The sequence below is a fragment of the Streptosporangium sp. NPDC003464 genome, assembly GCF_053588315.1.
Window position 1 is genome coordinate 31,980 of the sequence record NZ_JBSFPS010000011.1, and the last position, 14,976, is coordinate 46,955.

Consider the following 14,976-nt stretch of genomic DNA (forward strand, 5'->3'; position numbering starts at 1 on the left):
ACATGAGGTTCCGTTCGGACCCGGCGACCATACGCGGGTCCATAGCCCCGGTGGTGACCCCGTTCACCGCCCGGGGAGAGCTGGATGTCGACTCGCTGCGGGCGCTGGTGCGCTGGCAGCTCGCCCAGGGGTCCCACGGCGTCTCCACCGGTGGCTCCACCGGCGAGCCCGGGGCGCAGAGCGTCGAGGAGCGGATCGCGGCGATGGCCGCGGTGGCCGAGGAGACGGCCGACCGGGTGCCGTTCCTGCCGGGCACCGGATCGGCCAAGCTCGACGAGACGCTCCGGCTGACCGCCGAGGCCGAGCGGCTGGGCGCCGACGCCGCGCTCGTCATCACCCCCTACTACGCCAGGCCGACGCAGGAGGCGCTCCACCGCTGGTACTCCACGGTGGCCGCGGAGTTCCCCGCCCTGCCGATCGTCATCTACAACGTGCCGTCACGGACCGCGGTGGACATCGCCCCCGAGACGGTCGCCCGGCTCCGGCGCGACCACGACAACATCGTGGGCATCAAGGAGACCACCAAGGACTTCGAGCACTTCTCCCAGGTCCTGCACAAGTGCGGGCGCGACTTCCTGATGTGGTCGGGCATCGAGCTGCTCTGCCTGCCGCTGCTGGCGATCGGCGGTGTGGGCTTCGTGAGCGCGGCGGCCAACCTGGCGCCCGCGACCGTGGCGAGGATGTACACCGCCTACGTCGAGGGCGACCACCGGACCGCCCTGGACCTGCACTACTCACTGCACCCCCTGGTCGAGCTGCTGTTCGTGGAGACGAACCCCGCCCCGGCCAAGTGGGTCCTGGAACGACGCGGGCTGATCGCCTCCGGTCACGTCCGCCCGCCGCTGATCCCGCCGACCGCGGCGGGGGTCGAGCGGATCAACGAACTGCTGGCCCGGAGCGAGGGAGTGGCCTGATGAACCTGGAGCACTACATCGGCGGGAGTCACGTCCCGAGCGTCTCGGGCGCGACCTTCACCGCGCTGGAGCCCGCCACCAACGAGCCCTATCTGACGGTCGCCGCGGGCGGCCCCGAGGACATCGCGGCCGCGGTGGCCGCGGCGCGCAAGGCGTTCACCGACGGCCCCTGGCCGAAGATGACCGGCGAGCAGCGGGCCGCGGTCCTGCGGCGGATCGCCGCGGCGATCGAGTCCCGGGACGACCGCATCGCCGCGCTGGAGTGCCGGGACACCGGCCTGCCGATCACCCAGGCGCGCGGCCAGGCCCACCGGGCCGCCCACAACTTCCGCTTCTTCGCCGACGTGATCACCACTCTGGGCGAGGACGTCTACCGGGTCGCCTCGGCCCAGCTCAACTATGTGCTGCGCAAGCCTGTCGGGGTGGCCGGACTGATCACTCCTTGGAACACCCCGTTCATGTTGGAGACCTGGAAGCTGGCGCCCGCGCTCGCGGCCGGCTGCCCGGTCGTCCTGAAGCCCGCCGAGTGGTCGCCACTCTCCGCCGGCCTGCTGCCGGAGATCATGGAGGAGGCGGGGCTGCCCGCCGGGGTCTTCAACCTTGTGCACGGCATCGGCGAGGAGGCGGGCGCGGCGCTCGTCGAGCACCCCGACGTGCCGGTGATCTCCTTCACCGGGGAGACCGGCACCGGGCGGACCATCATGCGCACCGCCGCGGCCAATTTGAAGACCCTGTCGATGGAGCTGGGCGGCAAGTCCCCCTTGATCGTGTTCGACGACGCGGACCTGGACCGGGCGCTGGACGCCGCGGTCTTCGGGGTCTTCTCGCTCAACGGCGAGCGCTGCACGGCCAGCTCGCGTGTCCTGGTCCAGGACACGGTCTACGAGGCGTTCGTGGAGCGGCTGGCCGAGCGTGCCTCCCGGGTGCGGGTGGGCTCCCCCGACGATCCGGCCACCGAGCTGGGCGCGCTGATCCACCCCGAGCACTACGAGCGGGTCACGGACTACGTCCGGATCGGCGTCGAGGAGGGCGCCCGCCTGGTCGCCGGCGGGTCTCGGCCCTCGGACCTGCCGGCCGGCAACTTCCTGTCGGCGACCGTGTTCGCGGACGTGACCCCCAACATGCGGATCTTCCAGGAGGAGATCTTCGGCCCGGTCGTCTGCGTCACGCCGTTCTCCACGGAGGCCGAGGCGCTGGAGCTGGCCAACGCCACCCGCTACGGGCTGGCCGCCTACCTGTGGACGAACGACCTGCGCCGGACGCACCGGCTGGCCCAGACGGTCGAGGCGGGCATGCTCTGGGTCAACTCCCAGAACGTCCGCGACCTGCGCACGCCCTTCGGCGGCGTCAAGGCCAGCGGGCTGGGCCGGGAGGGCGGCCGGCACAGCATCGACGTCTACACCGAGTCGCACATCGTCCACCTGGCCACCGCGGACCTGCCGATCCCCCGGTTCGGCGCGGCCTGAGCCGGGTGCGGCACGGCCGTACGGCGGGGCGGCACGGCGGGGCGGCACGGCCGTACGGCGGCGCCGCGGTCCGGGGGCCGGGCTCCGGGGGCCGGGAGTCAGGGGCTCCGGGGCGGCCGGAACACCCCGGCGCGGGCGGCGGCCAGGGCCGCGGCGGCGGCGCGGTCGGCGACGGCCTCGTCCACCGGCTCGCCGCTGACGAACAGCCGGTAGTACAGCGGCGCGACGGCGGTGCGGACCAGGTCGGCGGCGTCGATGCCCCCGGGCAGCTCGCCGCGCTCGACCGCCCGGGTGACGATGACCGCCGACTGCTCGTGGCGGGCGGCGAAGAACGCGCGCAGCGCCCCGGCCACTACCTGGTTGCGCGCGGAGGCCGTGATGAACGCGGTGGAGACCGGCCCCGTCTCGGGATCGGCGAACCCGGTCAGCACCAGGCGGGCGAGCTCCCGCAGGTCCCCTTCGATCGTGCCGGTGTCGGGGACCGGCCACGGCTCCCCGCCCGCCAGGTCGAGGGCATCGGCGGCGAGCCCCTCCACGCTGCCCCAGCGCCGGTAGACCGTGGTCTTGTGCACGCCGGCGCGCAGGGCGACGCCCTCCACGGTCAGCCCCTCGTATCCCTTCTCCGCCAGCTCGGCGAGGGTGGCTCCGCGCACGGCCTCGCGCACCCGCGCGGTGCGCCCGCCGGGCCGTACGTTCCCGGCCGAGGTCATGGCCACCTCCAGTTGCGTTGGTTCGGGGACATCGGGCATACTCCAGCTTAATACAACTTAGTAGCATTAAGAATGAGATGAGGGAGCGCAGCAGTCATGGGCCTGCCACCGAGCACCGCGACGACCTGTTCACACCATGTTTCGGAGGCCCGTTCTGTCCACCCAGCTCACCCTTCGGGGAGTTTCCAAGGCGTACGGCGAGCAGCCGGTTCTTGACCACGTCTCCTTCACCGTCAGGCCCGGCGAGCGCGTCGGGATCGTCGGGGAGAACGGTTCGGGCAAGTCCACCCTGCTGCGGCTGATCGCCGGCGTCGAGAAGGCCGACGACGGCGAGGTCACCGTCTCCGCCGACGGCGGGGTCGGGCACCTCGGCCAGACCCTCGCCCTGCCCGCCGGCCAGACCGTCCGGCACGCCGTCGACGCCGCCCTCACGGAGTTGCGCGCCATGGAGCGGCGGATGCGCGCCCTGGAGGACGACCTCACCGAGGACCGGCTCGCCGAGTACGGCGAGCTGCTGAGCGCCTATGAGGCGCGTGGCGGCTACGAGGCGGACGCCCGCGTGGACAAGGCGCTGCACGGCCTCGGGCTCGGCCACATCGGCCGCGACCGCCCGCTGGGCAGCCTGTCCGGCGGCGAGCAGGCCCGGCTCGGCCTGGCCTGCCTGCTGGCGGCCTCCCCCGAGATCCTGCTGCTCGACGAGCCGACCAACCACCTCGACGGGGCCTCGACGGCCTGGCTGGAGGAGCGGCTGCGGGCGCACCGGGGCACGGTGGTCGCGGTGTCGCACGACCGGTTCTTCCTCGACCGGGTGGCCACCTCGATCCTGGAGGTCGAAGGCGGCGGGATCACCCGGTTCGGCGGCGGTTACCGCGGGTTCCTGGCCGAGCAGGCCGCGGCCCGGCGGCGCTGGGAGCAGGCCTACGCCGACTGGTGCGAGGAGATCAAGGAGGTGGAGACCTTCGCGGCGACCACCGCGCACCGCGTCGCGCACGGCCGGGCCATGAAGGACGGCAACAAGATGGCCTACGACCGCGCCGGGGGCCGGGTGCAGAGCTCGGTCGCCGGCCGGGTCCGCCAGGCCCAGGAACGCCTGCGCCGGCTCCGGGACAGCCCGGTGCCCCAGCCGCCGGAGCCCCTGCGCTTCACGGGCCTGTTCCGGCGCGGCACGACCGCCGGACCGGTCGCCGAGCTGCGGGCCGTACGGGTGGGAGCGCGGCTGGCCGTCGAGTCCTTCGACGTCGGGCCGGGGCAGCGGCTGCTGGTCCACGGCGCCAACGGCGCGGGGAAGTCCACCTTCCTGCGCGTCCTCGCCGGCGACCTCCGTCCCGACGGCGGCACCGTACGGCACCGCGGGCGGATCGGCTACCTGCCGCAGGAGTCGTCCCTGCCGCGCCCGGAGCGGAGCGTCCTGGCCGCGTTCGCCGAGGGCCGGCCGGGCTGTCCCGAGGAGCACCGCGCGCGGCTGCTGTCGATGGGCCTGTTCCGGCCCGAGGACCTCCGGACGCCGGCCGGGGCGCTGTCGGTCGGCCAGCGGCGGCGGCTCGCCCTGGCCAGGCTGCTGACCACCGAGGCCGACCTGCTGCTGCTCGACGAGCCGACCAACCATCTCTCGCTCACCCTGGTGGAGGAGCTGGAGGAGGCCCTAGCCGGCTACCGGGGAGCCCTCGTCGTCGTCTCCCACGACCGGGCGCTGCGCGGCCGCTTCACCGGCACCGAGATCGAGATGCGCGACGGCCGCCTGCTCTGACGCGCACCGGCCCCACCGTCCGGCCCGGCGGGATCCCCCCGGGCGGCCCCGGCCTCCAGCGCCGGGACGAAGACCAGAAGACGAAGGAGAACCCCATGTCACGCAGCTCGACCTTCTCCGTCGAGGAGCTCCAGGTGTCCGGCCGGGACGCCGGGCCGTACGGGATCACCGCCGGGCCGGACGGAGCCCTGTGGTTCACGATGGTCCATCACGGCCGGATCGGCCGGATGACCCCCGGCGGGGAGCTCACCTCCCACCAGCTCGACCCGGCCTCGTGCGGGCCGACGGTCATCGCCTCCGGCCCCGACGGCGCCCTGTGGTTCACCGAGTACCGGAGCCACCGGATCGGCCGGATCACCACCGACGGGCGGATCGGCTCGTACCCGCTGCCGTCGCCGGACGCCGGGCCGTTCGGGATCGCGGCGGGGACCGACGGCGCGATGTGGTTCACCGAGACCAACGCCGGCCGAATCGGCCGGATCACCACCGATGGGGCGGTCACGGAGTTCCCGCTCCCGGTCCCCGGGGCGTTCCCGTCCGCGATCGCGGCCGGAGCCGACGGCGCGATGTGGTTCACGATGAACCAGGCGGACGCGATCGGCCGGATCGGCATGGACGGCGGCGTCACGGTCCACCCGCTGCCGACCGCCGGCGCCGCCCCCGTGGGCATCGCCGCCGGAGCCGGCGGCACGATGTGGTTCGTCGAGATCGGCGCCGGCCAGATCGGGCGGATCGGGCCGGACGGGCGGATCGACGAGTTCCCGCTCCCCGACCGCGGGGCGCGCCCCCACGCCGTCACCGTCGACCGGCACGGCGACTGCTGGTTCACCGAGTGGGGCGCCAACCGCATCGGGCGGATCACCGCCGACGGCCGGATCGACGGCTACGACCTGCCGACCCCGGCGTCGGAGCCGCACGGCATCGCGGTCGGGCCGGACGGGGCCGTGTGGGCGGCGCTGGAGATCGGCGCGCTCGCCCGGCTCACCGTCTCCGTCACGGACTGAGGCGCGTTCCCCACCGGGCCGAGGCGCCGTCGGCCCCGGACCGGCGCGCCCCCGGCCTCAGCCCCGCCAGCGCCGCCGCCCCCGCGACGGCGAGCGCCGCGGCGCTCGCCGCCAGGAGAGCCCCGGAGGTCACGGTGAGGTCGGCCGGCGCGAGCCCCCGGGCGGCTTGGAGCACGCTCACCGCGACGAGCCCGCCGTACCCGGCCGTGGCCAGGGCGACCAGCCGGGTCCGGACCTGTTCCGTCCAGACGGTCCGCGCCAGCAGCGCGGCGAGCACGGGCAGCACCTGAAGGGCGTGCAGGGTGACCGCGTGCGGCACCTTGAGCTGTCCCGCCGCGCCGAAGACGGACAGGTCGGTCGCCTGGGGCGGCAGCCCGATGGCCCTTCCGTTGGCGATCAGCGCCGCGCCGGACAGCAGGCTGAGCAGCAGGACGGCCAGGCCCGCGCGGATCGCCAGGCGCATGCTCGGCGGCGCGTCCAGGCCGCGGAAGGCGAGGACGGCGATGACGAGGATCGGCGGGATCAGGCCCACGATCGCGAATCCGGCGAGGGCGGCGGAGACCGCCGTGTCGGCCGGGGTGGTGAAGTTCAGGTGGGAGGGCACGCCGCGCCAGCGCTGGAGGGAGATCAGCGCGACCTCGGCGAAGCTGGCCGCGGCGAGCACGCCGAGCAGCGCCCCGGCCCTGCGGGGGACGGGCCGGAGTCTGCCGGTGACCCAGACCAGCGCGGCCAGCGTCACCCCGAAGGAGAACCCGAACAGGATCGGCTTGCGCCACGAGACAGGCCCCGTCCAGCCGCCGCCGTCGACGGCGTAGACGGCCAGATGGACGGCGCTGCCGGCGAGCAGCAGCGCCGCGACGGCGTAACCGGACCGTTGATGAGCACGCATGGCTCCAAGCCTCCGGCACGGACGCCGGCCGGCCATCCTCCGCCGGAAGGCCGTCGGCCTACACCGGGCGGAGTAGCGGCGGGGCGGAGCGGCCGGGGACCGGCGCTTCTGGAGTCGGGGCCCACTGCCGGGGTATGGACACCGGATGAGCATTCAAGACGAACTCCACCAGGTCGAAGAGGAGATAGCGAGGCTGCGCGCCGAGGCCGCCGAGCTGCGCAGACAGGTCGGCGAGATCGGTCCGACGGACGCCGCCGAGCGGTCGGCGATGATCAACATGGCCGACGAGCAGGAGGGCCTGGCCGACGAGTTGGAGGGCCGGCGCGAGGGTCTGCTGAAACAGGCCGGCGGCACAGCCACGTAGACCCGGCTGGAGGGCCGGGGCCGCGCCCCCACGGGTCCGGGCCGCGTACCCGGGCCCGTCCCGCCGCCAGTCCGAGGTGAGACGGCGGCCCGCTTTTTACGACATTCGGTTACACACAACACCAAGGGGTAACGATAGGAACGAACCATCATCAGGGGGGATAAAATGATCAGCATGCTTCACAAGATGGGCGTCCGGTCGGGCATGATGTACACGGCCGGCCTCGCGTCGATCGGCCTGTCCTTCGCGACGTGGCTGACCTCCAGGGAAGTCGAGAGTGCCGGCCTGGACCGGGCGGACCGGTGGGGGATCTTCATCGGCCAGTGGGCACCGACCTTCTTCGCGCTGGGCATCGCGCTGCGGATCGAGGAGACGCACGCCACCGACACCCGGGCGATGGGCGGGGAGACGCTCGAGGAGACCTACGGCGAGACCAGGATGCCCTCGCGCGCCGGGGTCTAGCCGGCGGGCAGGTGGCCCAGGGGCCGGCCGGGAGGCGGATGCCCGGGGGCCGGCCGGGAAGCAGGCAGGTGAGTGCGGGCCGCGTTCCGGGGGGACGCGGCCCGCCCGCGTGCCGGGCGACGGCACACGCCTCCGACCGGACCGGCTCCCGGCCGGCCGGTCTCACGGGCGCCTGACGATCGCAGGATGCCGCGGATCGTCGACGCGGACGACGACGTCGGCGACACCGCCCGGCCCGACCTCCCGCTCGTAGCGCGCGTAGGCGGGCAGCGTCCACCGCCACTCCGGGGCGGTCCGCCGGGCGAGCGCGCCCGGTGAGAGCCACAGGTGCACGGCCAGGTCGAACGGCAGCCCCCGGCCCAGCAGCAGGGCCCCGTCCAGCAGGAGCACCCCGCCCCGCGGCACGGTGACGTAGGAGGCGCGGGTGGCCCGGTCGGCGGCGCTGTCCCAGAGCGTGGGCAGGACCTTCCCCGAGCGGCCGGGATCGAGCGGGCCGAGCACCTCTCGGATCAGGGCTCCGTGGTCGAGCCAGTCGCCGTAGAAGGCGTCCGGGTCGGTCCGGCCGTACTCCAGGCGCAGCGAGGCCGGGCGCAGGAAGTCGCCGGAGGACACCCGGAGGACCTCGCGACCACGGAGGCGGAGCGGATCCACCAGCGCGTCCCCGAGCCACTCGGGCCGCGCCGCCGGAGCACCGTCGAGCGCCACCCGCACCCACGAGTCCGGAGGGGCCGAGGCGATCCGGTCGGCGAGCTCCTCGACCAGCAGCGGCGGCGAGATAGGCCGTATGTCCATACGGACATCCTTCACCGGAGCGCGGGTCGACCGCGCGGGCTCCCCGGGCCTCCGGTGCGTCCGGGGACGGCACGGCACCGCCACGATCCAGTCAAAGTCAGTCGTTATCCACCCCAAAAGTTCGCACACCGTGTTGTCGTCTTGTCACTGGCGGTAACGATCCATGTGGATCGTACCGGCTTGACCGTGACTGGGCACCGGCCTCCCGATCGTGCCCGTCCGGGAGGACGCGCGCTCGGGGAGCAGACGTGACCTTCGCGTCTCGTCGTCACCACGATCACGGCAGGCCACCCATGGAGACAGTGCGTCAGGAGAACTTCGATGATCAAACGCGGTAAACCCACCAAGAACGGCCAGGTCAAGCTCACCTTCACCGTGCCGGCCGACCAGCCCCTGGGCGGGATCTCGCTGGTCGGGGACTTCAACGACTGGGACCCCTACGCCCACCCGATGCAGCGCAAGGACAACGGCACCTACCAGGTGAGCCTCACCGTCCCGTCGCAGCAGCCCATCCGCTTCCGCTACCTCGCCGACGGCGGAGTGTGGTTCGACGACGCCGACGCCGACCACCACGACGAGCACGGCGGACGCCTGCACCCGGCGGGTGGAAACCTCGCGACGCCCATCATGTAGGACACGGCGGCACGACCGCTCGCGGCCCCGCGGGCCGCGTCACAGGAAGGAGTCCCGCCGTCGCCACGAGCGCCATCCGCTGGGGCGGCCTCCCCCCGCCTGTCCCGCCCCGGCCCGGCCCTCCGCCCGGCGGGCCCCGCGATCCTGTACGGGCCCCGGCGGAGAGCCGCCGGGCCGATCCCCGGTCTCCGGTCACCGGCCGTCACCGGCGGTGCCGAGACCGTTCACCACGAGGGCGAGCACGGCGCCGTAGACCGCGTGGCCGGCGGCCATGACCGCCGGGCGCCCCGGCCTGTCACCGGAGATCGGCGGCAGAATGCCCAGGCGCGGCACCCAGCCCTGGTAGCTGACGAGCCAGATGGCCAGCCCGTAGGCGACGCCGAGGGCGACCGGCGGGCGCCGCCGCCCGCAGGTCAGGGCGTACAGGGCGCCGCAGGCCGCGCCGAAGCCGAAGTGGGTGATCGCGCCCAGCGCCCCCTCACCCCGCTTGGGCCGGTGCCTGTGGCCGGGCAGGAAGGCGCGGGCGATCCGTTTGGGCGGCTGGTCCGGCATCAGGCCGGCCCGGTCTCCGGCGAGCATCACCGCGCTCATCACCGCGGTGGCGAGCACGCCGCCGGCGGCTCCGTTCACGAGGTCACGCGTCACGATCTCACCTCCTGTACGGATTTCCGTACCCGGTTACCGGAAGATATGCGCAGCGGGCGCCGCCTACCGGGCGTCGCCGAGCGCACCGAGGGTGTCGCGGGCGAGCTGCAGCTCCTCGCGCGGCCGCACCACCAGCACGGGCACCACGGCCCCCCGCGCGCTCACCGCCCCGTCGGCGTCCAGGTCGGCCCGGACGGGCGGCTCGACGCCGAGGAGCCCGAGCCTGCGGCAGACGGCCTCGCGGACCTCCGGCTGGTCCCAGCCGATCTCCCCGGTGAACACCAGCGCGTCGAGCCGGCCCAGGCTCGTCGCGGCGGCGGCGATCTCGCGGGCCACCCGGTGGGCGAACACCTCCAGGGCCAGGGCGGAGGCGTGGTCCCCGGCGTTCACCAGGTCTCTCGTGTCACCGGACCTGCCGTCCGAGAGCCCGAGCAGCCCGGAGCGGTGTTCCAGCCCCTCACGCAGCTCTTCGAGGGAGAGCCGGGAGCCCGACAGCAGCCACAGCAGCATGCCGGGATCGACGCTGCCCGACCGCTTGCTCATCGGGACGCCCTCAAGCGGCGTGAACCCCATGGAGGTGTCCACGCTGCGGCCCTGCCGGACCGCGCACACCGAGGAGCCCCCGCCGAGATGGGTGAGCACCAGGTGCAAGGTCTCGGCGGGCCGCCCCAGCAGCCGCGACGCCCGGCCCAGGGTCCAGGCGTAGGACAGCCCGTGGAAGCCGTAGCGCCGCAGGCCGTACCGGCTCCTCCACTCCGGCGGCAGCGGGTAGGTGGCGGCCGGCTCGGGCAGGTCGGCGTGGAAGGCGGTGTCCGGGCAGAGCACGTGCGGGATCCCCGGCAGCCGCCGCCGGCAGATCTCGACGAGCGCGAGCGCGGGCGGCACGTGCAGCGGGGCGAGGTCGGCGCACTCGCGCACCGCGGCCAGGACCTCGTCGTCGACGACCGCCGGGCGTCGTACGGCGTCGCCGCCGTGCACGAGGCGGTGTCCGGCCGCCACGGGCCCGTGCTCGGGCGCGGCGTCGAGGAAGTCCGACAGCGTCCGTTCGGCCTCGGCCGGGTCGGGGCTCTTCTCGCTGTGCGAGGTGCGCAGGACCCGGCCGTTCTGGACGAGGTGGAGCTGGAGGCTCGACGACCCCGCGTTGACGGTGAGCACCGCCGGATCGGTGGTTCCCATGGTCTCCCGGTGCCCCCGGTGACATGGGGCAAACGGCCCGCCCGGCCCGGGATCCCCGGCGGCCCGCCGGCCTCCCGGCCGGCGCGGGGCTCCGGCCGTCCCGGATTGAACTATATAAGTTCTCGCTCATACAATGGCGCCATGCACGCGTTCGACGTTCTCGGCGATCCGGTGCGGCGCCGGATCCTGGAGCTGCTCGCCGACGGCGAGCTGTCGGCCGGCGAGATCGGCGCCGTCGTGCAGGAGGAGTTCGGGATCTCCCAGCCGGGGGTCTCGCAGCACCTGCGCGTGCTGCGCGACAACGGGTTCGCGACCGTCCGCGCCCAGGGCACCCGGCGCCTGTACGCCGTCGACCCCGCCCCCTTGCGGGAGGTCGACCTCTGGCTGGAGCGCTACCGCCGGTTCTGGGAGCGGAGCCTGGACGCCCTCGGCACCGAGCTCGCCCGGGGAAGGCGCGAGCGCCGGACGCGGAGCGCCGCGGAGGCGGGCCCCCCGGACGGCACACCCAGGACGGAGGACAGGGAAGACACATGACCGACGTCGCCGGCTTCCGCAACGGGACCCACCGCGAGATCGGCGGCCGCCGGATCCTGGCGGGCGAGGCCCGCACCGCGGTGACACGGCGCAGCTACGACGCGCCGATCGAGGACGTCCGGGACGCCCGCACCGATCCGGACCGGCTGATCCGGGCCGCGTCCCCCTGACCCCGGCGTTCACGCCGACCCGTTGAACTGTCCTGAGCCACGGGCGTACGGTGGTGATAGTGGTTTCCGTCTTTGCACGGCTCCCCACAAGGGCGCTGTCTCCAACAGCCGTAGACAGCGGGGCAACATGACTCGACTTTCCGTCACGGTGAGCGATCATCCACATTTCTCCGTGGTCTCGCTCGCCGGTGATCTAGACAAATTATCGGCCCCACAGCTTGAGGAGGCACTCGCGGGACTGCTGACGCGAGGACACGTCCGGATCATCATCGACACGGCGGACCTGGGTTTCTGCGACTCCACAGGGGTCTGGGCGCTGCTGACGAGCATGCGTCGCACCTACGAGCAGAACGGCTGGCTCCGGCTGGCCGGCGTCCACGGATTCCTGGCCCGCCTCCTGGAGCTGACCCGGCTGGGCGAGGCGTTCCCCATCGACCCGGATGTGAGCGAGTCCCTGCGGCGGGCCTCCGAGGGGAGCCTGTCGGCCTTCCGGTGAGCACCGGCGGGCCCCGCCTCCCCGGAGATCCGCCGAGGCGGCACGGCGCCCCGCCGCCCGGCGGGGGTGGCGCCGGCCGCCCGCGCCGCCCCCGCCGGCGCGTCCTCCTCACGGTCCCGGCGCTCCGGCGTCACGCGGGCCGCAGGCCGTCCTCATCCTCCGTGCGGGTACGGCTGCGCACGATAGAGCACGGCGTTGATCCCGAGTGCCGCCGCGGCGTCGATGTTGTCGGCCCGGTCGTCGAGGAAGGTGACCTCGCCGGGGGCCGCGCCGAGCCCGTCGAGGACTTTTTCGAAGATGGCGGCGTCGGGCTTGGCCAGGGCCAGGCGGCAGCTGTAGAAGCGGTGGGCGAACATCGTGGCCCAGGGGGCGTGGTCGATGGCCGCCGCCAGCGGCTCGGGGGCGTTGGACAGCAGCGCGAGCCGGTGGCGGCCGGTGAGCTCGCCGAGCATGTCGAGGCTGGCGGGGTTGAGGTGGGACCAGCTCGCGACGTCGGCCGCGTTGAGCTCGGCCACGACGGGGTCGGCGGCGGCCAGCTCCCGGCCGAGGACGTTCCCCCAGTAGAGGTGGGGGTCCTGGCCGCGGTCGTAGAGGTCCCGGTGACGCCAGTAGCGGTCGCGGAAGGCCTCGGGGTCCTGGCCCGCGACGGCGGCCATCGCCGCCACCTCCTCGGCCGGCTGCGCCAGGGAGATCACCTCGCCGTAGTCCAGCAGCATCCAGGTGGTCACGGATTCCTCCAGGTCGGTCCGGTGCGGGGCGGTCACGGTTTCTCCCAGGTCGGTCCGGTGCGAGCGGGCGGCGGGTGCGGGGTCCGGCGCCCCGGCCGTACCGAGCCTGGAGGGGCGGCGGCCACGCTCAGCCGTTCCGCAAACATTTCACGTTCATTCGAACATCTTCGATGTTCATCCGCAAGCGGGAGCCGCGTCGGATGCCCTCGCCAGGCTCAGCGCCTCCGGTCACGCCGCCGAGCGGCCAGCCACAACAGGACCATCGGGACCAGCGCGCCCACGGCCGCCCCGGTGAGCAGACCCAGGACGGTGTCGAGGCCACCCTCGGATCCGGCGAGCTCCTCTCCGGCGGAGCGCAGCAGCGACACCAGGGCCACCGCCGCCAGCACCAGCGTGGCGGCGACGAGGGCGTAGAACTTCGGGCTGAAGAAGAGGCTGCGTCCGGGAGCCTGAGGCGGCGCGGCCAGCTCGGCGGCCGGTCCCACGCTGGCGGCCTTGGGCCGCTTGAAATACTCGAAACGCACCCACGTGCCGCACGGCTCCCAGCCGTCGGGAGCGAGCAGGTCGAGCAGGCTCTGCCGGCGGCCGGGCGGGACCAGCTCTCTCCGGTATTCCCACTGCTGGGGGTGCTCGGGGTCGCGAGCGCTGACGAACAGGCCCTTCGCGTCGACCCTGTCGACCTCCCAGCCCTGCGCGCCGTACTCGTTGAGCATCTTGACGTCGTGGAACAGGTCGGCGGTCCAGCGCCAGGTGCGGGCGCCCGCGGCGGGCCCGGCGGGCGGGGCCGGGGTGACGGCCAGCTCCCGGGCCAGCTCGGCCACTGGGCCGAACTCCTCCTCGGGGTCGCCGCCGCTCTCGGCGAGGTAGCCGGCGAGGTCGTCGAGCGTGGCCCTGACCCGGTCGGCCGGTGTGCCCGCCTCGGCCAGCAGCACGGCGAGCTCGCCGAAGTAGCCGCCGCCCGCCTCCCCGGGACGGCCGCTCCCGGTGGCCTCGTCGGCATGGCCGCTCATCGGGGCTCCTCCCCCTGTGAACCCGCGGGCTGAAGCGCCTCGACGCGGCCCCTGGCCAGTACGGCGCGCACCGACTCGTCGAAGCCCAGCCAGAGCCCGCCCTGCTCGGCAAGCGTCTGCCTGCCCTGGTCGGTGAGCCGGTAGTAGCGGCGGCCGGGCCCGCGCTCGGTCACCCGGAACTCGGCGGTGACCAGCCCCGCCTCCTCCAACCGGTTGAGCACCGGATAGAGGGTGCCGCCCTTGATCTGACCGAGGCCCGACTCGGCGAGGTCTTTGGCGATCTCGTAGCCATAGTTCTCGCCGGCCGTCAGGCTGGCGAGCACCAGCAGGTCGAGCACGCCTTTGAGCCAGCTCGCTCGTCGATCGCTCGTCATGGTAGCGATCCTACCTAGACCGCATGCCCGACTAGCTCGCGTCGCGGCTGCGGGGTGAGCACCAGGCCGCGGAGGTCGATCAGCGCGTGCAGCAGGATCGGCAGGAGCAGGCTGTCGGTCCTCAGGTAGAGCGAGGTCAGGCCAAATCCGATCAGGGTGACCATGAGCATGCCGCGCCAGCCCTGGTAGAGGTGGCCGAGGACGAACACCGCCAGCGCGCCGAAGGCCGCGACCCCCTCGCTCAGGCCGAACGCGTGCGTGCCGACCGCGATGAGCAGGCCCCGGTAGACGATCTCCTCGGTGACGCCGGCGGTCACCGACAGGCCGGCGGCGTACCAGCGCTCGGCCGGGGTGTGCGGCAGCAGGTGGTGGAAGGCCTGCTGACCGGGGACGGGCCTGCCCTTGGCGGCCAGCCCCCTGAGGACGAGCACCCCGGCCGTGGCGGCGACCAGGAAGCCGGCGACCGTGCCGAGGGTGTCGTCCAGCGGCTCCTTGATCGCCAGGCCGACGCCCGCGGCGTCGAGACCCGGCTCCACGGCGACGATGAGCAGCGCCACGGCGGCCAGCGCCCACAGCTCGGCACTCCAGAGCGTGAACATCCGGCGGTAGGCCGTGGGGTCCTGGTCGCGGGTCCGGGCCAGCCTGTCGTAGGTGCGCTTGCCGAGCAGGGGACTGACGACGGCCAGATAGCCGATCAGGACGGCCGTCAGGACGAGCGACAAAGGGGTGAACGACACGGGGGACCTCCATCGGTGCTGTGCTACCTAGACGGTAGAACAAGCTAGTTAGGAATACAACCTAGATGGCGATCCCGTCGTCCTCGCGGGCATCCGGACCCGTGACGGCGCACGCTCCGGCGAGC

At 73.6% G+C, this 14,976-nt stretch carries 19 protein-coding genes; 10 read left to right on the forward strand and 9 right to left on the reverse strand.

Features of this window, described 5'->3' with window-relative positions; genetic code table 11:
- The first annotated feature begins 2 nt into the window (after positions 1–2).
- Both dapA and hpaE read left to right on the forward strand, forming a co-directional pair.
- On the forward strand, positions 3–914 hold the full coding sequence (gene dapA, locus ACWDS7_RS04420) for a 4-hydroxy-tetrahydrodipicolinate synthase (protein WP_451928081.1): 912 nt from the start codon (positions 3–5) through the stop codon (positions 912–914).
- The gene (gene hpaE, locus ACWDS7_RS04425) at positions 914–2,380 is read left to right on the forward strand and encodes a 5-carboxymethyl-2-hydroxymuconate semialdehyde dehydrogenase (protein WP_451928082.1); all 1,467 of its coding nucleotides are present in this window, start codon (positions 914–916) and stop codon (positions 2,378–2,380) included. Before dapA ends, hpaE begins: the two co-directional genes overlap by 1 nt.
- 98 nt (positions 2,381–2,478) lie before the next feature.
- Here hpaE and ACWDS7_RS04430 read toward each other — a convergent pair whose 3' ends face one another.
- On the reverse strand, positions 2,479–3,090 hold the full coding sequence (locus ACWDS7_RS04430; protein WP_451928083.1) for a TetR/AcrR family transcriptional regulator: 612 nt from the start codon (positions 3,088–3,090) through the stop codon (positions 2,479–2,481).
- A gap of 136 nt (positions 3,091–3,226) precedes the next feature.
- Between ACWDS7_RS04430 and abc-f the strand changes: the two genes are divergently transcribed.
- Both abc-f and ACWDS7_RS04440 read left to right on the forward strand, forming a co-directional pair.
- A complete protein-coding gene (gene abc-f / locus ACWDS7_RS04435; RefSeq protein ID WP_451928084.1) occupies positions 3,227–4,837 on the forward strand; it encodes a ribosomal protection-like ABC-F family protein in 1,611 nt (536 codons plus the stop codon).
- A gap of 95 nt (positions 4,838–4,932) precedes the next feature.
- Positions 4,933–5,841, forward strand: a complete 909-nt coding sequence (locus ACWDS7_RS04440) for a Vgb family protein (protein WP_451928085.1) — start codon at positions 4,933–4,935, stop codon at positions 5,839–5,841.
- Here the strand turns inward: ACWDS7_RS04440 and ACWDS7_RS04445 are convergent.
- On the reverse strand, positions 5,831–6,730 hold the full coding sequence (locus ACWDS7_RS04445) for a hypothetical protein (protein WP_451928086.1): 900 nt from the start codon (positions 6,728–6,730) through the stop codon (positions 5,831–5,833). The two genes, ACWDS7_RS04440 and ACWDS7_RS04445, sit on opposite strands and share 11 nt — an antisense overlap.
- Positions 6,731–6,875: 145 nt before the next feature.
- On the opposite strand from ACWDS7_RS04445, the gene ACWDS7_RS04450 reads away from it, so the two are divergent.
- Both ACWDS7_RS04450 and ACWDS7_RS04455 read left to right on the forward strand, forming a co-directional pair.
- Positions 6,876–7,094: a hypothetical protein gene (locus ACWDS7_RS04450; protein WP_306865904.1), complete on the forward strand. Its 219-nt coding sequence runs from the start codon at positions 6,876–6,878 to the stop codon at positions 7,092–7,094.
- Positions 7,095–7,268: 174 nt separating this feature from the next.
- Positions 7,269–7,556 (forward strand): hypothetical protein, encoded by a 288-nt coding sequence (locus ACWDS7_RS04455; protein ID WP_451928087.1) that lies wholly within the window; start codon positions 7,269–7,271, stop codon positions 7,554–7,556.
- Between the two features lie 162 nt (positions 7,557–7,718).
- Here ACWDS7_RS04455 and ACWDS7_RS04460 read toward each other — a convergent pair whose 3' ends face one another.
- The gene (locus ACWDS7_RS04460; RefSeq protein ID WP_451928088.1) at positions 7,719–8,348 is read right to left on the reverse strand and encodes a uridine kinase; all 630 of its coding nucleotides are present in this window, start codon (positions 8,346–8,348) and stop codon (positions 7,719–7,721) included.
- 321 nt (positions 8,349–8,669) lie between these two features.
- On the opposite strand from ACWDS7_RS04460, the gene ACWDS7_RS04465 reads away from it, so the two are divergent.
- Entirely contained in the window at positions 8,670–8,981 is a 312-nt protein-coding gene (locus ACWDS7_RS04465) for an isoamylase early set domain-containing protein (protein ID WP_306865898.1), read from the forward strand.
- A gap of 192 nt (positions 8,982–9,173) precedes the next feature.
- Here the strand turns inward: ACWDS7_RS04465 and ACWDS7_RS04470 are convergent, their stop codons facing one another.
- Together ACWDS7_RS04470 and ACWDS7_RS04475 are read right to left on the reverse strand one after the other, a co-directional pair.
- Positions 9,174–9,626, reverse strand: coding sequence for a DUF6789 family protein (locus ACWDS7_RS04470; RefSeq protein WP_306865896.1), 453 nt, complete (start codon positions 9,624–9,626; stop codon positions 9,174–9,176).
- Positions 9,627–9,689: 63 nt separating this feature from the next.
- On the reverse strand, positions 9,690–10,802 hold the full coding sequence (locus tag ACWDS7_RS04475) for an acetate/propionate family kinase (protein ID WP_451928089.1): 1,113 nt from the start codon (positions 10,800–10,802) through the stop codon (positions 9,690–9,692).
- Between the two features lie 141 nt (positions 10,803–10,943).
- Here ACWDS7_RS04475 and ACWDS7_RS04480 point away from each other — a divergent pair, with 141 nt between their 5' ends.
- From ACWDS7_RS04480 to ACWDS7_RS04490, 3 genes are all read left to right on the forward strand, one after another.
- A complete protein-coding gene (locus ACWDS7_RS04480) occupies positions 10,944–11,336 on the forward strand; it encodes an ArsR/SmtB family transcription factor (protein WP_451928090.1) in 393 nt (130 codons plus the stop codon).
- Entirely contained in the window at positions 11,333–11,506 is a 174-nt protein-coding gene (locus tag ACWDS7_RS04485; RefSeq protein WP_451928091.1) for a hypothetical protein, read from the forward strand. Before ACWDS7_RS04480 ends, ACWDS7_RS04485 begins: the two co-directional genes overlap by 4 nt.
- A gap of 127 nt (positions 11,507–11,633) precedes the next feature.
- A complete protein-coding gene (locus ACWDS7_RS04490) occupies positions 11,634–12,002 on the forward strand; it encodes an STAS domain-containing protein (RefSeq protein WP_451928092.1) in 369 nt (122 codons plus the stop codon).
- Positions 12,003–12,154: 152 nt separating this feature from the next.
- Here ACWDS7_RS04490 and ACWDS7_RS04495 read toward each other — a convergent pair whose 3' ends face one another.
- The 4 genes from ACWDS7_RS04495 to ACWDS7_RS04510 all read right to left on the reverse strand — a co-directional run bounded on the left by ACWDS7_RS04495 (position 12,155) and on the right by ACWDS7_RS04510 (position 14,851).
- Complete coding sequence (locus ACWDS7_RS04495; RefSeq protein ID WP_306865888.1) at positions 12,155–12,766, reverse strand: HAD-IA family hydrolase; 612 nt, start codon at positions 12,764–12,766, stop codon at positions 12,155–12,157.
- A 179-nt stretch (positions 12,767–12,945) separates the two neighbouring features.
- On the reverse strand, positions 12,946–13,740 hold the full coding sequence (locus tag ACWDS7_RS04500) for a hypothetical protein (RefSeq protein ID WP_451928093.1): 795 nt from the start codon (positions 13,738–13,740) through the stop codon (positions 12,946–12,948).
- The gene (locus ACWDS7_RS04505) at positions 13,737–14,114 is read right to left on the reverse strand and encodes a PadR family transcriptional regulator (protein ID WP_451928094.1); all 378 of its coding nucleotides are present in this window, start codon (positions 14,112–14,114) and stop codon (positions 13,737–13,739) included. The genes ACWDS7_RS04500 and ACWDS7_RS04505 overlap by 4 nt, the downstream gene beginning before the upstream one ends.
- 14 nt (positions 14,115–14,128) lie before the next feature.
- Positions 14,129–14,851 (reverse strand): CPBP family intramembrane glutamic endopeptidase, encoded by a 723-nt coding sequence (locus tag ACWDS7_RS04510; protein WP_451928095.1) that lies wholly within the window; start codon positions 14,849–14,851, stop codon positions 14,129–14,131.
- Positions 14,852–14,976 lie beyond the last annotated feature (125 nt).